The following is a 21213-nucleotide window of genomic DNA, read 5'->3' on the forward strand; positions in this document are numbered from 1 at the left end:
GTGCCGAGCCGCGGCCGGAGCGCCACCGGGCCGGCCACCCGAACCGCGTGACCGGCCAGCCTCTCAGTCCCTGTAGACGGTGTCGTAGTCGTCGAGGCTGGGCGGCGCGTCCAGGAACGGCCCCATCAGCGCGAGGAATTCCTGATACAGCGGCGAGCCGACGAAGTCGGTCAGCCGCGCCTCGCGGGATCTCCACTCGCCGGTCTTGACGAACTGATTCGGGGAAACCAGGCTGCGGTAGACCCTGATCTTCTCCGCGCCGCCGCGGCGGAACAGGTCGACGACCTTGTCACGGAAAACCTTGAGAAAATCCTCCTCGGTTCCGGCCTTGACGGTGAAAAAAGCGACTTCGGTTGACATGTGCTTCAGCCTCGCTCACCGATTCGGAGTGGACAAGGAAACGTCTACATCGCCACCGTGGTGAACCCGGCGCCTCTGCCGACGTCGCCGCACGCCGGAACCGTGCTGACCACGTTGCCGCAGAAATGACAAGTCCCGTACGCCTTCGTCATTTCCACAGCACTTCCACATCACTGGCGCCTCCTAGCTTCGTTCCTGGCAACCGAACCTGTACCGGATAGCCATTCACCTCGGAGGGAAGTCATGACCGCACAACTTGACGTGGCCGCGCTGAAGAGCCAGCTGACCGGTCCCATGTTTCTGCCCGGCGATCCTGGTTATGACGAGGAACGGGCCACGTTCAACTTGAACACTCCGCTGATCCCGGCGATTGTGGTGGGAGCGGCCACCGTCGGTGACGTTCAGGCCGCGATTCGGTTCGCCGCGGGCAACGGCTTGGCGGTCGCCACCCGTGGCGGTGGTCACCTCGTCCCGCGCTCCGGCGCCGGGCAGCTCCTGCTGACGCTGGACCGGATGACGTCGTGGAGGATCGACGCCTCGCGGGCGTCGGTCCGGGTTACCGGTGCGCCGCGGTGGGGGCAGCTCATGGATCCGCTCGCCGAACACGGTCTGGCTGGCATGAACGGTTCGTCACCGAACGTGGGTGTGGTCGGCTACCTGCTCGGCGGGGGTCTGAGCCCGGTATTGTCGCGCTCTGAGGGCTTCGCCTCCGACCACATCACCGCCATTGACGTTGTCACCGGCGACGGTGAGTTGCGCACGGCGACCGCGACGGAGAACGCTGATCTGTTCTTCGCGTTGCGAGGCTCGAAGGGCAACGTCGGTGTGGTTACCGCTGTCGAGTTCGGGGTCTTCCCGATCAGCACCGTCTATGGCGGTGGCCTGTGGTTCGCCATCGACAAGCTCGCCGAGTTCCTGCCGCTGTGGCGCGACTGGGCGGCGACCCTGCCTGAGCAGGCCGGCACCTCGGTCGGTATCCAGCGGCTGCCCGACCTGCCGGGGGTTCCGGACCCGCTGCGTGGTGCGTCGGTAGTGCACCTGCGGTACTCGTACGTCGGCGCGGCCGCCGAGGGGGAGGCCCTGCTGGAGCCGTTTCGCAAGCTCGGCACCCCGGTGTTCGACACGGTCGCGGAGATCCCGTTCTCGGCGTCGGGGACCATTCACAACGATCCGCCCGCTCCGCTGCCGTACTTCGACCGCGGCACTGGTTTGCGTGAGCTGCCCGACGAGGCGCTCGTCAGGCTGGTCGAGCTGACCGGGCCGGACTCGGGCTGCCCGCTCGTGAACGTCGAGGTCCGGTTGCTCGGCGCGGCGCTTGACCGGGAGCCGGCGGCGCCGGACGCGCTGCCCACCCGCGGCCTTGCCTACCAGTTCACCGGGTTCGCCGTCGGCGGCCCTGACCAGGCCGAGTTCATGATCAGCTGGCTGAGGAAGGTGATCGGTGGGATGCGGCCGTGGGCCGACCCGCGTCAGATGCCGAACTTCATCTCGCCGGAGGCTGCCCACACGCCGCAGGAGCTGCGCGACACCTACGGCCCGGATCTCTACGACCGGATCGTGGCGGTCAAGGAGAAGTACGACCCGGCCAACCTGTTCCGGGTGAACCACAACTTCGTCCGGAGCTGATCCCCCTCCATCCGGCCCGCTGGTCTCCGTCGGCACGGAGAGCGGGCGCGGTTTGGACCGGCCCGGAATCAATCGGCGCGTCGGGCGTCGACCTCGTTGACCAGATCCTGCAGGACGGACAGGCGCTGGCCGGCGATCGACCGCGGGTCCAGGTTGGCAAGCTGCCCCAGGCGTTCGAGGCGATAGCGGACGGTGTTCGGGTGCAGGCCGAGGTTCTCGGCGGCGCCGGCGATCGACCAGCCGCCATCACCGTAGGCGCGCGCGGCCTGGCCGAACTGTGGCTGATCGGCCGGGCGGCCGGCCCCGAGCAGCGGACGCAACCGGTGGAGATGCCGCAGCATGGTGATCCACAGCCAGTCGGTCCGGAAGTCGACCGGCCGGTGCAGGGCGACGGCGAGGTCGAGCGCACTGTCGGCGTCGAGCAGGGCGGCCGCCGCGCCGGCCAGTCCGGGCCTGACCAGGCTGACGCCGACGGCGGGAGCGGCGAACAGGTCCACCGCGCCTACGTCCTGAGTGATCACCACGATCCGTCCGTTCCGGACGACCCAGTGGGCCGCCTCGGGCGCGACCTGCGAATCCAGAGCGCTCACGACCTGGAAGTCGCCGTCCGGGTCGAAGTCGAGCGTGTGGGCCAGCGCCCGGCAGACCTCGGTGCCGGCCTGTCCGGTGGCGAGCAGGCGGATCAGCTCAGCGGTGTCGCGCCGCTGGTCGTCCCGTTGCCGGCGCCACGCTTCCTCATAGCCGTCGGTGGCCGCTGCGGTGAGGACCGGCAGCCATGACCACAGCAGGTCGGCCAGGTCGAGCAGGCCGTACGGGCGGGGCGGTCCGGCGTACTCGACGAGCTTCTCCCAGATCCGGCGGAAAGCCTGGTGGTAGGCGCTCACCACGCTCTCGGCCGGGATGCCGCGGACGGCACCGGCTTGGCCGAACCGCCGCTCAGCGTCGATCTCGGCGTCGGTCGGGAGACGTCGCTCGGCCAGCCCGGCGAGAACCGCCAGGACCGAATCTGGCCGTACGGGAGCCTGCGCGATCTCGTCGGCGAGGGCGCGGACCTGGCTGATCGCCGTTCCGACCGGATCGTTCATCCCTCTACCATCGCATTGGAGCGGGAAGGTGATCTGTGATGGTCGACGCGAAGGACGTGATGGCCGAGCTCTGCGCCGCTGCCGCCGCCAACGCCGACGCCCTGGTCGCGCGGATCGGGGATGACCTGTCGCCGGCCGGGGGAGAGGAGTGGGGTGTCGCTCTGGCAGGGGTATTCGACGGTGTCGCCCGGCGCCGGCTGCCCGGCCCGGAGGAACTCGCGTTTCACCGGCGCTGGGGCCGCACCCTGGCCGGGCGGGGCGTTCTGGTGCCGGGTGTGGTCCACGCCTACCACGTCGCCGGGCGTCACGCGTGGGCCGATCTCAGTGCGCGGGCACGGGCCGCCGGTGTGGCCCGTGAGCTGCTCAGCCGGGCCAACCTGTGCTGGGCGTGGATCGATGCGTTGTCGGCGGCGGCGGTGCAGGGCCGGGAGGATCCGCCGTCCCGGCTCACTCTGGCCGCTCGCCTGGTAGAGGCGCTGTTCACCGGGCGGGCCGAGGGGGAGATCTCGGTCGAGCAGGCACGGCGGCTGGGCTTCGACCCGGAGGCGACGTTCCAGGTCGTCTGCGCCCGTCCGGCCGCCGAGCCGGAGACCGCGGAAGTGCTGGACGGTCGGTTGCGGTCGCTGCCGGGGGTGGTGGCTTCGGCAGTACGCCCCGACATGGCCGTCCTGGTGCTGCAACGCGTGGAGGTAGGCGATGCCGTAGCGGCGCTCGGCCCGGCGTACGGTCCGGGGGTCGGTCTCGGTCTGGCCCGTGCGGGGCTCGCCGGCGCCGCCGAGAGCCTGACCGACGCGGAGGCGGCCCTGCGGCTGAGCCTGGCCCGTGGCCGTCCGGCGTCGTTCGAGGATGAGTGGATGCCGATCATCCTGATGCTGGACGCCGACCGGCTGCAGCTCTTGGTGACCGATTACGTTGCGGCGCCCGCTCATCTCGAGGAGGCCGTCGTGATGTGGGTCTACAGCGACTTCTCGATTCCGGCGGCGGCCAGGAAGCTGCACATCCACCCCAACACGCTGAAGTACCGCCTCGATCGCTGGCGCGAGGTGACGGGCCGGGACCCGCGCAGCCGTACCGAGCTGGAGCTGACCCTGCTGCACCACAACCTGAACACGGTCCTCGGGCGCGGATCCGAGGGCTAGGCGAGCAGTTCGCGGATCCCTGACGCGGTGGTGTTGGCTCCGAACGGCGCGGGTGTCCGGGCCCAGCCGGGCGCCGTCGGCCAGGCCACCCAACACGACCTCGGCCGACGTCATCGACCAGACCCGGCGCCGACGCTCTGTGGCCGAGCGTTCGGCGGCCTGACCGCCGCCACGTCGTGCCGGGTCGCCGTGCCGGCCGCGATCCGCGTGTCGGTCGCTCGTTCGGCTCAGCGAGGAGCCGTAATGCCTGAGCGTCCAGTTGGTGCTCAGGCATTACGTGACCGTTAAGCCGCCCCCCTTACGAACCTCGATCCGCCGGTTACGCGTTTCAGCTCCTCAGACATGCGCCTGTCCCGCTGCGAGTGCCGAGTCGATGCCCTGACGCGCGCGCTGGTAGAGCGAGGTCACGTCGACGCCGTTGCGTGCCACCGCTTCGGCGAAGTGCTCGAGATCCTTCCGCATGAGCGTACCGAGGTGTTCGGGGGCGGGCTGGTTGTGCATCGCCAGGGCGTACTGGAGGGAGGCGCTGTTGCCGGTGCTGGTGGCGAGTACCTCGCCGAGCACGCTCAGGTCGATCCGCAGGGCCTGAGCGATGGCGATGGCGTCGGTGGCGTTCTTGAGGTTGGCGAAGTTGAGTGCGTTGTTGATCAGTTTTACGGTCTGGCCGGAGCCGACTGGGCCGAGCAGCCGGACCGTGCGGGAGAAGCCCGCCGCGATCGGTTCCAGGCGGGCGTACGAGACGGGGTCTCCTCCGACGAAGGTGGTGAGCATACGGGCCTCGGCTCCCGGCCGCCCGCCGCTGACCGGTGCATCGAGGAAGCTGGCCCCGGCCGTGGCGACGTGCTCTGCCAGTCGCTGGTTCTCCTGGGGATCGCCGGTGCCGTGGTTGACGACGACCGTGCCGGGGCGGAGAGCGGCGAGCAGCCCTTGGTCGTCGAGCAGGGCCCAGATGTCGGCGTCGTCGCGCAGGCAGAGGGCGATGATCTCGGCGTGAGCGGCGAGGTCGGCAGGGCTGTCGGCGACGGTGTGCGGGCTGCCGTCCAGGGCGCGGTAGGAATCGGGTCGGCGGGCCCACACGTACAGATCGAAGCCCTTGTCGGCGATCGCCCGCGCCATCGGTGCGCCTTGGTCGCCCAGGCCGATGAAACCGACGGTCATCGCTTCAGCAGACCTTTGGCAACGTCCCACAGCTGAGCGGCGTTGTCGGCGTCGACGGCCCACGCGGCGACACCCTTGCCGAACATCTCTGGCGGGGCGGTCAGGGTCGGGGACTCGTTGCAGTCCTCGAAGTAGCGGCCGCCGACGCCGTCGAGCAGCGGGGAAGCGGCGAGCAGGACCGAGGTGGCCGCGCCCTGTGGCGGGGTCTTGCGCAGGTGTTCGGGCGTGCGCAGGCCGCCGGTGTGCTTTTGCAGGCCGGTGGCGATCGCTCCGGGGTTGAGCGAGTTGGCGACGATGCCCTCGGCGTTCCACCGGCGAGTGGCCTCGACGGCGAGCAGGACGTCGCCGGTCTTCGACTGGCCGTAGGCGGTCCAGGGGTTGTAGTCGCGGTGGACGTAGTCGATGTCGTCGTAGGTGATGTCGGACATGAAGTGGGCGTTGGAGGAAACCGACACGATCCGTGCTTCGCCGGCGGCAGCCAGGTCGTCGTGCAGGCCGACGGTCAGCGCGAAGTGGCCGAGGTAGTTGGTGCCGAACTGCAGTTCGTGGCCCTGGGCAGTGAGCCGCCGGTCGGGCACGGCCATGACGCCGGCGTTGTTGACGAGGATGTGCAGCGGGCCCTGCCAGGCGCGGGTGAAGGCGTCGACCGAGTCGAGGTCGGCCAGGTCGAGGGGGACAACCCGAATGTCGCCCGGCGTGCTCTCGGCGACCTGTCGGCCCGCGTTCACGTCGCGGGTCGCGATGGTGACCTCGGCGCCGGCCGTGGCCAGGGCGCGGGTCGTCTCGCGCCCGATGCCGGTGGCGCCGCCGGTCACGATGGCGCGTTTGCCGGTGAGGTCGACCCCGGCGAGAACCTCGTCGGCGGTGCTCTCGAACCCGAATGGGGTGGTAATCAGATTGGACATGTCAACGACGGTACGGCCGTGCGGGCGGACATACCTGGGGTTGTCGTTCATAGGAACGTCGCGCGCAGTTTCGCCAGTTTCGACTCCGACTCGCTGCCGGAGCGGGCGTGATGGATGACGAGGAACTGGGCGTCGGTGCCGGTGATGTGCAGCCGCTCGTACATCAGCTCAAGGTCACCCACGGCCGGGTGGTGCAGGGTCCGAACGCCGGCGGCGGTCTCCCTCACGTCCTGCCGGTCCCAGATGGCACGGAAGTCGTCGTCGGTGGTGCGCAGCTCCTCCACCAGATCCTTGAGCTGCTCGGAGCCGGCGTCCGCGCCGAGGACGAGTCGGGCGTTGGCGACGACCTCGGCGACCACCGTGGACCACTGGTCGTACAGTGCCCGGACCGTGGGGTCGGTGAACGCCACCCGCAGCAGGTTGGCCCCTTCAGGCTGGCTCGGGAACAGCGCCCTGGCGAGCGGGTTGGCGGCCAGGACGTCCAGGTATTTGCCGTGGGCGAAGGCGGGCACCTCCTGCAGCCCCTGGATCAACAGGCCGATGCCCTCCGGCAGCTGCTCGCGATCGTCGGAGGCGGGGGTGGTCCGGGGCTGGTCGGCGAGCTTGCGCAGGTAGCTCGCGCCGTCCTCGTCCAGTTGCAGGGCACGGGCGAGCGCATCGACCACCTGCGGGGACGGGCTGTCGTTGCGGCCCTGCTCCAGACGTACGTAGTAATCGGGGCTGATCGAGGCCAGCTTCGCCACCTCCTCGCGGCGCAACCCGCGGACGCGCCGCAGCTTGCCGTCGCGTTCGACGGGACGTAGGACAGCGCGCCGCGCGCGGAGGAAGTCACCCAGGGGCGTCGGCTCTGGCACGGGAACAAATCTACCGATGACCGAGCCGTTTCGTACGGACACGCCGACCCAGCCCAGCCCAGCCGGCACGCTGGGTTGCGGTGCCGCCGGGGCGCTCGCGCTGATGGCGATGCCGAACCCCGCTTGTGCGGACCTACTCTGCGTTGTGCCTCCTAGACGGCACAGAGTTTCGGCTGGTAGGCCTCAGCGCCCGCACAATGCGCGCTGGCCGAGATGAGTCAAACACAAGCGGCTGGAGCATCCCTATCTGACTGCACCGCGCTAGCTGGCACCGCCGGCAAACCTGTGTCGAAGCAGAAGCCCGAATGGCAATGCACTGCGCTTAGGTAGGGCTTGGTCTGAATCGTCCAGGCCGGCGCCGATGAAAAAAATTTGCTCTTCTCATGCGTTGTCAAGCGATGACCTGGGTGTCAGTGATACGCGGCCAAAATGCAGCGTTTCGCCAATCCCGGAATTCGCAGGCTGCGCCGCAGCACTCGCTGCTCCTATTCCACCAAGAACCATTAGTATGGAATGTCAGGCACCGCACTTGATTGACACTGGTCCCGTTGCACGACATCTTGGCCGTGGCCGAAGCCCAGAGGCAGATCAACAGGCAATGTGGATCGACACCGGCGAGCGGGTCGAGTGGCGCCGCGCTGGCCTGCTCGCCGGGTGACGCGTTCCTCGCTAATCGGGCGCCCGTCGCCACCTCGCCTCTGCGGTGTTCGCAGGCGGCGCCGCGATAGTCTGCGACGGATGAAGCCGTCGGCTCGAAGGTGAGGCTTGCCCGATGGGTACCAGCTACGAACCGACGACTCTGGCCAGGTTGGCCACCCGTGCCGGGTGGCGGCCCTGGGCAACGTCACGACGCTGGCATCCGCGGATACCGAACAGACTCGTTGGAAGCTCGTAGGGAGTTTCTGGAGGAGTACCGCTGGGGACCCGCCGAAACCAGGGTCGACCTTTTGAGAGATGAGCCCGGGCTAACCGGAGACCCACGGTGGGACGCGCTGCTTACCGCGCTCGCGGAGCACCTGCTAGCGGGGTTGGTGAGGATGACGCGGATGGCGCTTTTGGACCAGGCGATGCCGCTGCGGTGTCTGTTGCGGGCCCGGTCGTGTGCCGAGTGGCAGGGCACGTGGTTGGCGGTGAGTCCTTCGGCGATGGCGAATAGTCCGTGGCCGGCGAGGAACTCGTCGAAGATCCGGCGGACGATGGGGGAGGTCTGGGCATCCGGGGTGAGCCCGCGGAGGTGTTTGCCGTCGGCGGCCTTCGCGGGGTTGGGGTGAGGGCCGAGATCAGCTCGATAAGGACGGTGACCGTCGTCAGTAGCGACCAGGACACCGGTGTCCGCGCCGAGTCGGAGGGCGTGCGGCGCGAGCGAGCGCATGACCACGTTGCCCAGTCCGCGGCTCCGGTGTGCAGGTGCGGTTTCGACCTGGTCGACGATCCCGAATGCGTCGGCGGTCGTGAGCCTGCCGGATGCGGCGACCTGCCCCTCAAGGTCGAGAACGATAGCGGTGACAACATCGCCGGAGGTCTGAAGCCGTGCGGTGTACGGCGATGGAGGAGCTGTGTCGGAATCGGCCCGGTAGGTCGTCGTCATGAGGTCGCCGGTGTCGGCGAGCTTCCACGATGGCGGGAGAGCGGCACCGGCGCCCACATCACGAGGGCGCCCCGCGCTGTGGCTCGGGGCTGACTGATCGCCGTCGGTCTGGTGATCTGCCCACTCGCCGGTCCACATTGCGAGGTCGCGTACCCGGCGCTCGGTTTTCTGCCGGGACTTGGCCGCCCACTTCGTTGCGTTCTTTGACGCGAAGTCGTCCAGGACCTGGCAGTCAGTCGAGGTTCAGGCGGGAAGCTGCGCTATCCACTCTTCTGCCTGCTCGGCGCTGTGGCCGCTACGGATCAGCCATGGGCGGGCTGTCCGTTGTCCTGCCGGCGGCAGGACTGCCGTGCGTGCCTTGACAGGAAGGCGGAGCAGCAGGACAGTCGACATATTCATGGACGTCAAACTATCTACGGCGAGGTGTGCCATGCGGAAGTCGCTGACTGCTGTGGCCGCCATCGCTGTTGCCATGGTCGCGATGATGGCCGCGATCTCACACGCCAGTGCGGCGAACGCGGCGGCCGGGTGTCGGGTGAACTACGTCGTCACCAGCCAGTGGACCGGTGGCTTCCACGCCGACATCGCGGTCACCAACTTGGGTGATCTGGTCAACGGGTGGACCCTGCGGTTCGCGTTCCCTGCAGTCGACCAGCGGCTCACGCAAACCTGGAGCGCCACCTGGGCCCAGGCGGGCCAGCAGGTCAGCGCGACCAATCTGGGCTGGAACGCGACCCTGGGCACCAATGGCTCCGCGAACATCGGTTTCGTTGGCGCCTGGTCGGGCAGCAACCCCATACCGGCGTCGTTCACGCTCAACGGCGTCACGTGCACCGGCGGCGTCCTGCCCAGCGTGACGCCGACCCGGACGACCACACCGCCGGTCGCTGACTACCCGGCGATCGTCACCTGGCTCAGCCCGACCGCCGGCGCGGTGTACACCACGCCGGGAACCGTCCCGCTGGCGGCGACCGCGACCGTGGGAGGCGGACACAGCATCACCTCGGTGTCGTTCCGGGTGGACGGCGTCACGGTGGCCCGGGGGGTGAGGACGACCGGTGACCGGTACGAAGCGCTGTGGACACCACCGATCGGGGAGCCCGGCACCAGCACCACCTTCGTGCTGTACGTCTCGGCCGGCACCGACCAGTCGCTGCCTGGCGCTGCGCCGCCGCTGCTGGTCACGGTGGTGACGCCGGCGTCCACCGGCACCAACCACCCGCCGGCGGCGGCGCTGAGCACCCCCGGCGGGCAGACCTACTTCCTCGAACCGACGACCGTCACGCTGGTCGCCGACGTCGCCGACACCGATCCCGGGGACCTCGTCACCCGGGTGGAGCTTTACCTCGGCGCAACCCGGCTGGCCGTGACGCCGGCCAACAGCGGACAGCGCTACCAGTTCCAGACGGCCCTGTCGGCCGGCACGTCGTCCACCTTCACCGTGCGGGTCCACGATTCCCACGGCGGCCTCGGCATCTCGAACCCGCTGACCTTCACCATCCGTTAGCGCCTCGGCCCTCCGTTAAGGGCTGACCAAGGTCCTTCCACTGGCCGTCGATAGGTTTGCGAGTCGGCACGGCGCTCTGGGTCAATTCGACCAGGCCATCGGGGTTGGCGGTGACCGCCGTGGTGGGTGAACCTGCGGCGGTCGCCTCAAACAGCTTGCTGGAGCTTTGGCGTTGCGGGTGAGCTTGCTGGAGTCCGCCATAGTTCCGTCATTCGAGACACCGATCCCACGGGCAGTGCCCTGACCACTTCGGCGAACCCGAAGTGGTCGCGGCGCATCGACCGGTTGGGGTGGACGTGACAGACCCTCCATCACCCTAGAAATTGGGTCCCGGGCGTGAATCCTGTTGTGAGAGCGGGACTGGCGATTAGGTCACACTCGATCTCGAGCAGGGCAGGTAGGCCGGGGAGACCCCGGGTAGCCCACGGTATCGGAGGTCGACGTGGACGTCCGCCAATCGACTGTTTCTATTACGACAGCGGACCCGGGTGCCACGGATCTGAACCCGGCCCCTCCACGATCCGTAGCAGTTGAGTAACGGCGTGGGTGAGAGAGATGGCTTCTTGTTCGATTCGGCGAAACGAGGTAAGGCCTGCGGTAGCGATGGTGGCGTACGCGATGGTCTCGGCTTCGGTCAAATACGGCAAGAGCTCCCGTGACGGCTTACAACTCCTAACGAGTTGATGTTGTGGGGTGGTTTCGTCCGTGGCATCCCTTGATCAGCGCTGAGGCATTCCGCCATGCGGGCTGTTCACGATGAGCGGCACGCTGTCTGGTGCCAGGAGATGATGACCCTCGAAGTACTCCAGGTGAACGTGGCCACCGCCGTCCATGGTGGCTACCTCGCGTAGCAGGTCGGCGAGGAGCGACCGGCTTTCCGCGCCACCCTGGATGGTGAGAGAGCTGCGATCGTCGACAGCAATGGCGACGGGGCCCTGCGTCACTTCGATGACGAGACCCCGTAGGTGCCGCGGGTGAGCGGACGGCGCAAGGCTGAGCTCGCCTCCGCTTGCTACCAGGTCAGCGAGGTGACAAAGGTCCGCCCGGGTACCCGCAATGTCGACGCCTTCGGCTGCTGAGTAGTAGTCAAGCTTCACCCCGCAACCGTAGGCTCCCGCGTCTATCTAGCAACTTTCAGGTTTGAGTGTTGAAGTCGGCGCCAGCAGATGATGGCGCAGACGAGGGTGAGGAAGCCTTCGTGGATGTCGTCGCGGATCTCCCAGCGGACGCGCAGACGGCGGAACCAGCGCAGCAAGGCGATGGTCTGTTCCACGACCCAGCGTCGGGTGCCTGAGCCGTGTCCGGTGCTTGCCGAGCGGGACTTCGTGCAGGCGTTGCCACACGCCCGCGTCGTTCCAGTCCCGCAACCGGCGCCAGCAGGTCATCCCCGACCCGAACCCGAGTACTTGGGGCAGGTACTGCCACGGGATCGCGGTGTAGAGCACAAACAGGATCCCGCACAACACCTTGCGATCGTCGAGGGGCTTGCAGCCCGGGAACCGGTGCCGGCGAGGCGGTCGAGGTGGCAGCAGCGGATCGAAGGGCACCGGAACAGGTCGTCGGTTCGGCGCCACGATTCGTGGGGTACCTGCCAGAGTGGTTCATGCCCTTGAGCGCGTACCACCTCAGAACCTCGGTCGCCGTGTCCGACATTCAGAAGGCCGTGGCCTTTTACGAAGGCGCGCTGGGCCTGCGGGCGTTGCGGTCCGGCCCCAGCGCCACCATCGCCGACGGAAGCCGCGTCTATGGCTCCGGTGGCGGGCCGGCGTTGAACGTGTACCAGTCGGTCACTGCCGGGAAGACCCCGGCGACGCTGGCGACGTGGTACGTCGACGACATCGACCAGATTGTCGAGGAGCTCTCCTCGTCCGGCGTCGAGTTCGTTCGCTACGAGCAGCTCGAGCACGACGCCAAGGGGATCACCGCCCGGGCCGGAGGTGGACGTATCGCGTGGTTCCAGGATCCGGACGGCAACACCTTCGCTCTCGAAGCCGACGTGTGACCTCCTGGCTCGCGATCTGGTCCCTTCAGCTGAGACTCCGATCCCACCAGCGCCACGGTGACCAGCGCCTGCTCCGTGGTGACGTCTTGGGCGGGCTCGAAGCGGTCAGCCCTGGCGCCCGCGCGCAGGCGGTAGGGCCGCACCCTCGATAGAGCCATGACTCTTGCTGCCATCCGGTGAAGCCCGGGGTCCGGCGAGTGATCTGCTCGATGACGTGATGTGGGACGCCGTCAGGCACGTCGACGGCGTCGCTGAACTCGGCAGGCACGTCCAGGATGTCGCTGCCATCCGCAGCGGCCGCGACGACGCCGAGTGCCGTGGAAGCCGCCCCGGAGTTAAATACAGTGCAGGCAAAGGCTTTCGGGTTGTCTGCCGTAAATCGGCCCCGGTAGCGAGTTTGCCGAGGTTGACCGCAGACGCTGCATTCGTGCTGAGTCCGCACCGCCGAGCCGGTGGCCAAGGGATCAGGGTGGTATCGAAACACCGGTTCGGTCACCAGCCCGTCATGTCAACGACGTTGGGCACGCCCGGGTGTGGTGCCAGGGCGCAGTGGTGAATCGGATTGCTTCGGTCTTGTCGTGCCTGCCAGGATGCCCGTCATGTCAATCGCCGAGATGTCCGCGGAGGATGCGCTGGTCGCGTTGCACGGGTCGCTGGATGAGCGGCGTCGGCCGGAAGAGGTCGCTCATCTGGTGCTGCGGGTCATCGGCGGCCAGTTGGGGCTTCGTGAGCGGATGGCGTTGGGGCGGGTGGCCCGTGCCGCGGCTCGGTGGAACGGGTGGAGTTCCATGTCGGCGGACTTCGCGCGGCCGGTCGGTGCTGCTCGTCAGGTCGACGCGGCAGTGCGGTTGTTCGAGCTTCAGCACGGCGGCGTTGACCCGGAGGACCCGGCTTCGCTGCTCGATTTCTCGGCCCGTCTGAGCGAATCGCTGGGTGCGGTCGATCCGGTTCGGCTGGATTTTCTGCGGGATCGATTGAACCGTGAGGCCCGCGCCGCGGTGGGGATCGAGTTGTCGAAGCGGCAGTACAACAGGCGGTTTCGGGTGACGCAGCGGCTCTCAGCGAAGGCCGACCGGCTGGCGGTCGAGCAGACCAAGCGGCAATTGACGATGGTCGCGCGGGCCGGGTTCTCGGCGAGCATCGACCGGAGCGCCTTCCTGGCTGATCCCTGGGCCGGGTGCTTCGTGGCGTACCTGACCGCCAAACGCAAGCTGCGCCGAGAGTTCACGCTGGCGGGGCGGGACAACCCGTACGACGACATCGCAGACCTGCTCTTCCAACGCTGCGTCGCCGACTCGGGGACGGACTGGTGGATGATCGCGCAGGCATATCCGACGCCGTCCGTGCTGGCCCAGCTGACCGACGCCCAGCGTGGTGAGCTGCTGGGCCGGTGGTGGACGACGATGCGCCAGATCGCCACCCTACTCAAGCGGGTGTGGTCGGCCAGCGAGTTCGACCAGGCGACCATGATTGTGCGGCGGGGTAACGACTCGTCCACGTGGAACCTGTTGTGCGGCGCGTACAACGCCGCGAGGGCGGCGTGGATCGCGACGCTCGACGCCGCGGGCAGCCTCGTGCTGCTGGATGCCTCCTGTCCGGGTAAGTCGATGATGTTGATCGCGGCGGACCTGGCCGTGTGGCATCGGTCGACCGGCGGTGGCCTGCACCCCGATGTCGGCGTGTGGGCGCGGCTGCCGCTGCCGTGGGATGTGCTCGACGGCACCGCCGCGTGCACCCGTGCCGACGTGGAGGCGGCGTGCGGCGACGGTGGCGTCGACCCGGTCGTGTCGGGTTGGTCGGGGCCGAGGGCGCAAGCAGCCGTCGGGGCGTTCCGGCCGACGCCCGAGTTGGTGCACGGGGTCTCGATCGTGGACCCGGTGTGGGCGTCCATGCTGCGTGCCGCCGGGGCGTTCTCCGGAGGGAAAATCAAAGGCGGTCTAGAGTCCTCGCTGATTCCAGCGGATGTCGTGGTCAGCGACTTGCCCGAACCGGGTGGACACTCCAGCCGGTGATCGGGCAGCATGATCGGTGTCCGTCGTAGCTCAGTGGTAGAGCGCCCGGCTATTACCCGGGTGGACGCTGGTTCGAGCCCAGTCGTCGGTGCGCGTGGAGATCCGTTGTAGCTCAGTGGTAGAGCACCCGGCTAGGGACCGGGAGGACGCCGGTTCGAGCCCGGTCACCGGATCTCCCGCCGCAACCATCCGGTGCACCGGGGAGCAGCGTGAAACGGACATCGACCGCGGCGTCGAGCGGCAGGTTCCTTCCGCGAGTAGTCGGTGAATCTCCGCCGCACGCGTGGTCGTTGCACCACGCGCCGCCTGCTATCCGCTTGTGCGCTAACCAGGCGCGGCGACCCGAAGATGTCAGCCATGAGTGTCCCGGTCGTCAGCCGAGCGGCGCCCGCTCATAGCCGAGATGAGTGCGCCGAAGTTGGCTGCCAACGGGTCTGCCGCAGCGCCTTTCTGCTCTTGAGAGAATGGCTCGATCGAACCGCACTGAGAGCCGATCATTTACGGGTGTTCCTTCCACCACCTGCCTTCTGGGCATGGAACCTCCAGCCACGAGGGTGGCCTGGGTGCCGATCGCCTCGGCGAGCTGCATCTGCTCCATGTTGATCGTTGCCCTGTTCCGGATGGAGGACTGATGCTGGCTCCGCTGCGGTATGGCGCGTTCCGATACCTGGCTGCTGGCCGGACGGTCAACATGCTGGGTAACGGCGTTGCTCCCATCGCGCTCGCCTTTGCCATACTCGATCTGACCGGCTCGGTGCGCGACCTGGGCCTGGTGGTCGGCGTGCGGTCGCTGGCAACGGTGCTGTTCGTGCTCTTCGGCGGCGTAGTGGCGGACCGTCTCCCGCGCCGGCTGGTGCTCGTCGGCTCCAACGTACTGGGTACCCTGACACAGGCCGCAGTCGCCGCCCTGGTGCTGACCGGCACCGCGACGGTCCCGCTGATACTGGCGCTCGGCGTGGTCAACGGCATGGTGAGTGCCCTAGCCCAGCCAGCCTCGGCCGCCGCGACACCGCAGACCGTGCCGTCGGAGCTGATCCAGCAGGCCAACGCGATCATCCGGCTCGGCGTCAACGCGAGCATGATCGGCGGCGCTGCACTCGGTGGCCTCCTAGTGGCCACCGTTGGGCCTGGCTGGGGACTCGCCGTCGACTCGCTCACCTTCGCCATTGCGGCTGCCGCCTTCGCTGGACTCCGGATCGCCGCTCCGCCGGTTACACGTACCCGCAGGAGCGTAGTCGCCGACCTTCGGGAGGGCTGGACCGAGTTCACTGGACGAACGTGGGTCTGGGTGGTGGTGCTCGGCTTCATGCTCCTCAACGCGGCGCTCGCCGGGGGCGTGAACGTGCTCGGTCCGGCCGTCGCGGACGAGACGATTGGCCGTAGTGCCTGGGGTGTGGTGCTGGCGGCGGAGGCCGCCGGAATGGTGGTGGGCGGTCTGATCGCCCTGCGGATCCGGGTACGCCGACTTCTGCTGCTCGGGGTCGCCTGCATGTTCGCCGAGTCGTTCCTACTGTTGGGGCTCGCCTTGGCGCCCACCATGATCGTACTCGTTGCGGCCTCGGCGACGGTCGGCATCGCCGTGGAACAGCACGCGGTGGCCTGGGACACATCGATCGCGCAGCACATCCCGGCCGATCGGCTGGCCCGCGTCTACTCATACGACATGTTGGGGTCCTGGGTCGCCATCCCGCTCGGCCAGGTAGCGGTCGGGCCGCTCTCCGCGGCGATCGGCACCCGCGACACATTGCTGATTCTCGCAGCGTTGGTGCTGCTCGCCGTCCTCGGCATGCTGGCGAGCCGAGACGTCCGTCAACTGCAGGTGGTGGCCCCCGCCCGCGCTGCCGACGCAGCGCAGCCCGAGCCAGCCGACGGTGGACCGAGTGACAGCCGCACCACCAAGCCCACCGAACCAGCCGCCCGCGCCTGACGGCGGCGGACTTCCTCGAGGCCAGCCACACCGCCAGTTCGCAGAGCAGGATCAGTCGACCGCCATGTACCGCGGCTCACTGTTCCGCCGCTGAGAAGGCGCGGCGATCGTGGACGTGCTTTCCCATCGACCGATGCGGCTGCGGGAGCCAGCGCTGGCGCCAAGCATGGGGGCCTTGCAACTGGGAGCAGATTGGGTGCAGGTTGGCGCCCTTCCAATTCATCCCGCCAGATCCGTGGCGCCGTCGAGCTCTGCGAAGAGGAGATGCTCCGCACCGTCCAGGGTCAGATGGGCGCTCATCTTGACGCCCGGCATGCGCCTGGTGCTCGATCCGATGCGCCACTGCCACCTGACCAGCCCCTGGGCATCAGCGGTTGCCGCACCCAGTCCTCTCGCGTGGCTGGTGCGCCCGCTGGGATAGACGATTCGCAGATTGCAGGGAGCATCGGCGCGGGCGGAGGCGAGCACACGGCAGTGCCCGCCGATCCAGGGGGTGCCGATGGCTGCGACGTCCAGCACGAAGATGCCGCACCATTCCCCACCTGGGCCGGGCCATGCGCAGGACGGACCGCCGACCACATCCGCGCCGGCCGCTGACCCGGTTGCGATCGTCGGCCACCCTCGCCCTCTTCGGCGGTCCGAAGAGGCCAGCACCGCAGCTAGGCTTGGGTGAGCTTCAGAGTGGTGCTGAGCGTCATCGGCGGTGGGGCAATTCGTGCGCCCCTCAAACACCATCACGGCGGTCCTGGCCGACCTGCACGCCCGCATCCTCGCAGAGCCCTCATGACCACGGATCCCGATCGTGTTGCCACCGCCCGAGCGCTGCTCGAGCATCTCGGCGTCACCGCGGCCGACCTCACCGGCAGTAACCGGCCTGCCGTGCCGACAGTCGCCGAGTACCTTCCCGCTGTGGTCGCTGCGGCGAGCCCGGGCACCCGACGCACCTACGGCAGCTCCCGGGGGCGAACAGCTGCTGCGAACGGCGCGGGGAAGGGCCGGTGGTGCGAGCCTTTCCCCGCGTTCGGCGCGTTAGCCAGCCACCGCGCTGGCGACAGGCTGCGAGCTGTTTTGTCCTTCACCCGTCCTTCACCGTGTGTCAGGGCAGGGTGATCGGGAGCGGGACGCCCTCGTGGCCTCGCCCGCAGGCGCAGGTGGACGGTTCGGGCGGCAGTGCCGGAATGGCCTGGTAGAGCACCTCACGTAGTCGCTCGACGTTCGCGGCGAAGATGCGCAGCACCTCGGCGTGGCTGACCGCGTGGGCCGCGTCGACTCCGGCGTCGAGGTCGGTGACCAGGGCGATGGGGGTGTAGCACAGCTCCAGTTCACGGGCGAGGATCGCTTCTGGGTGCCCGGTCATGTTGATCAGCTGCCAGCCCTGGCGGGCGTACCACTGTGACTCCGCTCGCGTGGAGAAGCGTGGGCCTTCCACCACCACCATGGTGGCGCCGACGACGGGTTCGTATCCGACATGACGGGCGGCGGCGGCGACAGTCGTGCGTCCGTTCGGGCAGTACGGGTCGGCGAACGACGTGTGCACCGCACCGTCGTCGAAGTAGGTGCAGGCACGTCCGCTGGTCCGGTCGACCATCTGGTCGGGGAGGACGAGCGTCCCGGGGGGCAGTGCCGTGGTGAGGGATCCGACGGCGCAGGGTGCGAGGATCTGGCGTACCCCGAGCGCGCGCAGTGCCCAGAGGTTGGCCCGGTAGTTGATGCGGTGCGGGGGCAACCGGTGGTCGGCGCCGTGCCGCGGCAGGAACGCCACCGTGCGGCCGCCGACGTGTCCGACGGTGACCGGGTCGGACGGGCGGCCGTACGGTGTGGAGACCTCGATCGGCGTGCCGCCGGCTACCAGGTGGTAGAGGCCACTGCCACCGATCACCCCCACCTCAGCCTGGGGCAGTTCCGCGTACCTGGTCATGCTCGTGCCTTCCTGCGGACAGCGGCGGGGGATCACCCGTTCAACGCGCGGACCCGCCGACCCGTCGCCAGCGGATCTGCCGCACGAGGTACCAGACGCCGCTGACCAGGAACAGCGCGGCGGTGACTACCAGCCAGCGGGCCAGGTACGGATGCTGGTTCTGACCGGTGGCGGCGAGATAGGTTTCCTGGCCCTGCCGCAGGATGCCGGGGAGATACACCAGGAACAGCAGCCCGCTGGCGAGCACCGGCACCCGGATGTGGTTCAACGGTGACGGCTGCCCCGCGCGGCCCGGTACCGAGTGGTGTGCGGCGGGCGATCGGCCATCCGGGCCGGCGGGGCCGGAACGCCCGAGCACGCCGCGCAGCACCCGGTCGGCCGACGCGTAGATCGGAAAGAGGACGAGGTCGTGGGCGACGGCCGCGCCGACGAACCAGAGCAGCATTCGGCCAGCCGTGGCCTCTTCGGCGATTCGGAGCGCGACCCAGCCGGTGAGGGTGAAGCAGACGATCAGGAGGACCAGGTGCTGGAGGGACGATCCGTAGGCCGCTCGGAATCGGGGGAGAGGCTCAGCCATCGACGCCGGCCCGGAAGGTGATCTCGGTGACCCATTTCGTGCAGTGCACGCCGGGCAGGGCGGGGACGATCACCCGGGCGGGGAAGCCGTGGTCGGCCGAGAGGTCGGCGCCGTTGACCCGTAGAGCGAGTAGGGAGTCGGCGTCGAGCACCTGGTTGGCCTGGAGGATCGCCTGGTTGAACAGCCCGGCTTTCTCCAGTGACCGCACCTGCGCCGACGCCGGGTCGTGCACACCGACCAGGGCGGCGAGGTCGCGCAGTCGTACACCGGACCAGGTTTGTCGGGTCGACCACCCCTCCACGCAGGCGATCGGCAGGCGGGCGGTGTGCTGGCCCATGGCGAGCAGGCGGGGACGGTCGAGGGTGACGAGGCGATCGCCGCTCCGCACGGTCAACCGCCAGCGGTGCCCGGTCTCGTCCTTGGGGATGCCTGCCGCCGCGGCGGTGCGGTTGATCGGGAAGCCGTTCGGTCCGGTGCCGGGCTGACGTCCGCGGGGCAGTAGCAGCGCGGTGCGGCGCCAGCGACCGTCGAGGCTCTGCCCGATCGTGAGGGCGCCGAGCAGCAGGGACAGACCACCGACCAGGGCTATCGCGCCGCGTCGGCTCATCGTCGGCGCGCCGGGTGCGGTGGCCACCAGGTCGTCCGGATCGGGTGGCTCGGGCCGGGTCGCGGCCAGCGGGGTACGCAGCTCAGCTCGCAGGGGCTCGTGCTGCCCGGGTCGGTTGCGGTCCCGCAGGGCCGGCCGGGATCGGAGCGCGCTGACCATCCGGGGCAGCTTCAGCGTCACGTGTGCCACGAACGCCGCGATGAAGACCCAGGCTCCGAAGTAGTGCGCGGTGTAGAAGTCGAAGCCGAACAGGTACGCGTACTGGATGTTGAGCAGGCCGGTCGCGATCTCGAACAGGATGCCGCCGACCAACAGCAGCAGGGACAGTCGTTCCAGCACCTGGGCCAGGGAGCGGGCCGGCGGCCAGACGAAGAGCTTCGGGATCACCGACCACAGCTTCCCCAGCACCACGGGGATCAGGATGATGCCGAGCGTCACGTGCAGCCCCTGGGTGACCCGGAACAGCCAGGACGGCCGAGTCGGCCAGTCGAACGGCGGCAGCCGTAACCAGCCCACCTCGCGGGGTAGGGCCTGGCCGAACTGGGGGCCGTACGCGGCGTAGTCGAGCAGCCCGGTGATGATCACCAGCGGCAGCCCGACGAGGAGCACGGCACCGTAGACGGCGGTGAGCCACGGACCGCGCAGCGGGCTGCGCCAGCGGTCCCCGGCCAGGCCGGGGACCGGTGGAGGGTGCCGTTCAAGGGCACGCCACCACCGCTGCGGGAAACCCGTCGGCCGGTCCGTCACACCCATACCCCGGGACGCTAGACGCCACAGGTGCCCGATCTGGTGCATTCCGGCGATACCGATCGCCTGGCAAGGCGGGTGAAGTGACCGCGCCCCGGCCGAGTGCGGTCTACGGTCACCGGGATGCGGGTACTGCTCACCGGCGCGGCCGGTTTCATCGGATCGCAGATCGCCGACCTGCTCGTCGCCGAGGGCCACGACCTGGTGGCGCTCGACGCGTTGCTGCCGCAGGCGCACGGCGGGGAACTCCCCGAGTGGTTCCGGCGGCACGACCCGGTGGTCGGTGACGTCCGGGACGCCCGCCTGCTGGATCGGCTGCTGGCCGGTGTGGACGCGGTGTGTCACCAGGCGGCGATGGTGGGGCACGGGCTGGACCCGTCCGACGCACCCGACTTCGTCAGCCACAACGACTACGCCACAGCGGTGCTGCTCGCCGCCATGCACCGGGCCGGCGTGACCCGGCTGGTGCTGGCCAGCTCGATGGTCGTCTACGGCGAGGGTCGGTACGTCTGCGCGACGCACGGCACCGTTCGGCCCGCCGCTCGCAGCGTCGCCGACCTGGCCGCCGGACGGTACGAACCAACCTGCCCAGACTGCTTGGGAGCCCTCTCGCCAGCTCTGGTGCCCGAGGACGCGCTACTCGAGCCGCGAAGCACGTACGCGGCGACCAAGCTTGCCCAGGAACACCTTGCTGCCGCGTGGGCGCGGCAGACCGGCGGGAGCGTCTGGGCACTGCGTTATCACAACGTCTACGGTCCCCGGATGCCCCGGGACACCCCGTACGCGGGAGTGGCCTCGATTTTCCGGTCCGCACTGGCGGCGGGTCTGTCGCCGAGGGTTCTGGAGGACGGCCGGCAGCGACGCGACTTCGTCCACGTCACCGACGTCGCCCGGGCCAACCTGCTGGCGTTGACCGCCGCGCCACCGCGCGGCCTCGTACCGGTCAACGTCTGCTCCGGCGAGCCGCACACGGTCGGTGAGCTGGCCGTCGCCCTCGCCGAGGCGATGGCCGGGCCGGCGCCGCTGATCGCCGGCGGCGGCCGGGCGGCCGACGTCCGACACGTGGTCGCCGACCCCCGACGGGCGGCGGAGCTGCTCGGCTACACCGCCCGGGTCGGGTTCGACGAGGGTGTGGCCGCCTTCGCCACGGATCCGCTCCGGGAACCGGCTGCCCTCGCCGCCTGAGGCCGTCGCCCTGCGG

20 protein-coding genes, 2 tRNA genes and 1 pseudogene are annotated in these 21213 nt (G+C 69.0%); 9 read left to right on the forward strand and 14 right to left on the reverse strand.

The window, feature by feature from the left end; translation table 11 throughout:
* Positions 1–63 precede the first annotated feature (63 nt).
* Positions 64–360: a putative quinol monooxygenase gene (locus ACLQ3B_RS05230; RefSeq protein ID WP_425777801.1), complete on the reverse strand. Its 297-nt coding sequence runs from the start codon at positions 358–360 to the stop codon at positions 64–66.
* 243 nt (positions 361–603) lie between these two features.
* Between ACLQ3B_RS05230 and ACLQ3B_RS05235 the strand changes: the two genes are divergently transcribed.
* Positions 604–1986, forward strand: coding sequence for an FAD-binding oxidoreductase (locus tag ACLQ3B_RS05235; protein ID WP_425777803.1), 1383 nt, complete (start codon positions 604–606; stop codon positions 1984–1986).
* A 68-nt stretch (positions 1987–2054) separates the two neighbouring features.
* Here the strand turns inward: ACLQ3B_RS05235 and ACLQ3B_RS05240 are convergent, their stop codons facing one another.
* Positions 2055–3071 (reverse strand): helix-turn-helix domain-containing protein, encoded by a 1017-nt coding sequence (locus ACLQ3B_RS05240; protein WP_425777805.1) that lies wholly within the window; start codon positions 3069–3071, stop codon positions 2055–2057.
* A gap of 38 nt (positions 3072–3109) precedes the next feature.
* On the opposite strand from ACLQ3B_RS05240, the gene ACLQ3B_RS05245 reads away from it, so the two are divergent.
* On the forward strand, positions 3110–4210 hold the full coding sequence (locus ACLQ3B_RS05245) for a PucR family transcriptional regulator (RefSeq protein WP_425777807.1): 1101 nt from the start codon (positions 3110–3112) through the stop codon (positions 4208–4210).
* 336 nt (positions 4211–4546) lie between these two features.
* Here the strand turns inward: ACLQ3B_RS05245 and ACLQ3B_RS05250 are convergent, their stop codons facing one another.
* The 4 genes from ACLQ3B_RS05250 to ACLQ3B_RS05265 form a co-directional block, all read right to left on the reverse strand.
* Positions 4547–5431, reverse strand: coding sequence for an NAD(P)-dependent oxidoreductase (locus ACLQ3B_RS05250; protein WP_425777809.1), 885 nt, complete (start codon positions 5429–5431; stop codon positions 4547–4549).
* A complete protein-coding gene (locus ACLQ3B_RS05255; protein WP_425777811.1) occupies positions 5365–6273 on the reverse strand; it encodes an SDR family NAD(P)-dependent oxidoreductase in 909 nt (302 codons plus the stop codon). The genes ACLQ3B_RS05250 and ACLQ3B_RS05255 overlap by 67 nt, the downstream gene beginning before the upstream one ends.
* Before the next feature lie 47 nt (positions 6274–6320).
* Complete coding sequence (locus tag ACLQ3B_RS05260; protein WP_425777813.1) at positions 6321–7127, reverse strand: helix-turn-helix domain-containing protein; 807 nt, start codon at positions 7125–7127, stop codon at positions 6321–6323.
* A gap of 844 nt (positions 7128–7971) precedes the next feature.
* Positions 7972–8853 carry a GNAT family N-acetyltransferase gene (locus tag ACLQ3B_RS05265; RefSeq protein ID WP_425777815.1) on the reverse strand — a complete coding sequence of 294 codons (882 nt, stop codon included), beginning with the start codon at positions 8851–8853 and terminating at the stop codon, positions 7972–7974.
* Between the two features lie 211 nt (positions 8854–9064).
* Between ACLQ3B_RS05265 and ACLQ3B_RS05270 the strand changes: the two genes are divergently transcribed.
* Positions 9065–10222: a cellulose binding domain-containing protein gene (locus ACLQ3B_RS05270; protein ID WP_425777817.1), complete on the forward strand. Its 1158-nt coding sequence runs from the start codon at positions 9065–9067 to the stop codon at positions 10220–10222.
* Between the two features lie 719 nt (positions 10223–10941).
* On the opposite strand, the gene ACLQ3B_RS05275 is transcribed toward ACLQ3B_RS05270, so the two are convergent.
* From ACLQ3B_RS05275 to ACLQ3B_RS05285, 3 genes and pseudogenes are all read right to left on the reverse strand, one after another.
* Complete coding sequence (locus ACLQ3B_RS05275) at positions 10942–11319, reverse strand: Imm32 family immunity protein (RefSeq protein ID WP_425777819.1); 378 nt, start codon at positions 11317–11319, stop codon at positions 10942–10944.
* Positions 11320–11342: 23 nt separating this feature from the next.
* On the reverse strand, positions 11343–11495 hold the full coding sequence (locus tag ACLQ3B_RS05280) for a hypothetical protein (protein ID WP_425777821.1): 153 nt from the start codon (positions 11493–11495) through the stop codon (positions 11343–11345).
* 34 nt (positions 11496–11529) lie between these two features.
* Positions 11530–11799: pseudogene (locus tag ACLQ3B_RS05285) on the reverse strand (transposase); the annotation flags it as partial.
* Positions 11800–11864: 65 nt separating this feature from the next.
* On the opposite strand from ACLQ3B_RS05285, the gene ACLQ3B_RS05290 reads away from it, so the two are divergent.
* Positions 11865–12224, forward strand: a complete 360-nt coding sequence (locus ACLQ3B_RS05290; protein ID WP_357816434.1) for a VOC family protein — start codon at positions 11865–11867, stop codon at positions 12222–12224.
* Positions 12225–12249: 25 nt separating this feature from the next.
* Here ACLQ3B_RS05290 and ACLQ3B_RS05295 read toward each other — a convergent pair whose 3' ends face one another.
* Complete coding sequence (locus ACLQ3B_RS05295; protein WP_425777823.1) at positions 12250–12720, reverse strand: CbrC family protein; 471 nt, start codon at positions 12718–12720, stop codon at positions 12250–12252.
* A gap of 37 nt (positions 12721–12757) precedes the next feature.
* Between ACLQ3B_RS05295 and ACLQ3B_RS05300 the strand changes: the two genes are divergently transcribed.
* From ACLQ3B_RS05300 to ACLQ3B_RS05315, 4 genes are all read left to right on the forward strand, one after another.
* On the forward strand, positions 12758–14236 hold the full coding sequence (locus ACLQ3B_RS05300; RefSeq protein WP_425777825.1) for a hypothetical protein: 1479 nt from the start codon (positions 12758–12760) through the stop codon (positions 14234–14236).
* 20 nt (positions 14237–14256) lie between these two features.
* Positions 14257–14327 (forward strand) — tRNA-Asn (locus tag ACLQ3B_RS05305).
* 10 nt (positions 14328–14337) lie between these two features.
* A tRNA-Pro gene (locus ACLQ3B_RS05310) sits at positions 14338–14409 on the forward strand.
* A 458-nt stretch (positions 14410–14867) separates the two neighbouring features.
* A complete protein-coding gene (locus ACLQ3B_RS05315; RefSeq protein WP_425777827.1) occupies positions 14868–16163 on the forward strand; it encodes an MFS transporter in 1296 nt (431 codons plus the stop codon).
* Positions 16164–16382: 219 nt separating this feature from the next.
* On the opposite strand, the gene ACLQ3B_RS05320 is transcribed toward ACLQ3B_RS05315, so the two are convergent.
* From ACLQ3B_RS05320 to ACLQ3B_RS05335, 4 genes are all read right to left on the reverse strand, one after another.
* Positions 16383–16682 (reverse strand): hypothetical protein, encoded by a 300-nt coding sequence (locus ACLQ3B_RS05320; protein WP_425777828.1) that lies wholly within the window; start codon positions 16680–16682, stop codon positions 16383–16385.
* 577 nt (positions 16683–17259) lie between these two features.
* A complete protein-coding gene (locus ACLQ3B_RS05325) occupies positions 17260–18081 on the reverse strand; it encodes an S-methyl-5'-thioadenosine phosphorylase (protein ID WP_425777830.1) in 822 nt (273 codons plus the stop codon).
* Positions 18082–18121: 40 nt separating this feature from the next.
* Positions 18122–18658, reverse strand: a complete 537-nt coding sequence (locus tag ACLQ3B_RS05330) for a hypothetical protein (RefSeq protein ID WP_425777832.1) — start codon at positions 18656–18658, stop codon at positions 18122–18124.
* The gene (locus ACLQ3B_RS05335) at positions 18651–20018 is read right to left on the reverse strand and encodes a molybdopterin-dependent oxidoreductase (protein ID WP_425777834.1); all 1368 of its coding nucleotides are present in this window, start codon (positions 20016–20018) and stop codon (positions 18651–18653) included. Before ACLQ3B_RS05335 ends, ACLQ3B_RS05330 begins: the two co-directional genes overlap by 8 nt.
* 117 nt (positions 20019–20135) lie before the next feature.
* Between ACLQ3B_RS05335 and ACLQ3B_RS05340 the strand changes: the two genes are divergently transcribed.
* Positions 20136–21197, forward strand: a complete 1062-nt coding sequence (locus tag ACLQ3B_RS05340; RefSeq protein ID WP_425777836.1) for an NAD-dependent epimerase/dehydratase family protein — start codon at positions 20136–20138, stop codon at positions 21195–21197.
* Positions 21198–21213: the final 16 nt, after the last annotated feature.

It is taken from the genome of Micromonospora sp. DT53, from assembly GCF_049841535.1.
Lineage (GTDB): Bacteria > Actinomycetota > Actinomycetes > Mycobacteriales > Micromonosporaceae > Micromonospora.

Coding starts and splice junctions, on each gene's coding strand:
- ACLQ3B_RS05230 (WP_425777801.1), bottom strand. CDS start 360: ATGTCAACCGAAGTCGCTTTTTTCACCGTCAAGGCCGGAACCGAGGAG.
- ACLQ3B_RS05255 (WP_425777811.1), bottom strand. CDS start 6,273: ATGTCCAATCTGATTACCACCCCATTCGGGTTCGAGAGCACCGCCGAC.
- ACLQ3B_RS05265 (WP_425777815.1), bottom strand. CDS start 8,853: ATGTGGACCGGCGAGTGGGCAGATCACCAGACCGACGGCGATCAGTCA.
- ACLQ3B_RS05315 (WP_425777827.1), top strand. CDS start 14,868: ATGCTGGCTCCGCTGCGGTATGGCGCGTTCCGATACCTGGCTGCTGGC.
- ACLQ3B_RS05235 (WP_425777803.1), top strand. CDS start 604: ATGACCGCACAACTTGACGTGGCCGCGCTGAAGAGCCAGCTGACCGGT.
- ACLQ3B_RS05240 (WP_425777805.1), bottom strand. CDS start 3,071: ATGAACGATCCGGTCGGAACGGCGATCAGCCAGGTCCGCGCCCTCGCC.
- ACLQ3B_RS05245 (WP_425777807.1), top strand. CDS start 3,110: ATGGTCGACGCGAAGGACGTGATGGCCGAGCTCTGCGCCGCTGCCGCC.
- ACLQ3B_RS05330 (WP_425777832.1), bottom strand. CDS start 18,658: ATGGCTGAGCCTCTCCCCCGATTCCGAGCGGCCTACGGATCGTCCCTC.
- ACLQ3B_RS05335 (WP_425777834.1), bottom strand. CDS start 20,018: ATGGGTGTGACGGACCGGCCGACGGGTTTCCCGCAGCGGTGGTGGCGT.
- ACLQ3B_RS05325 (WP_425777830.1), bottom strand. CDS start 18,081: ATGACCAGGTACGCGGAACTGCCCCAGGCTGAGGTGGGGGTGATCGGT.
- ACLQ3B_RS05340 (WP_425777836.1), top strand. CDS start 20,136: ATGCGGGTACTGCTCACCGGCGCGGCCGGTTTCATCGGATCGCAGATC.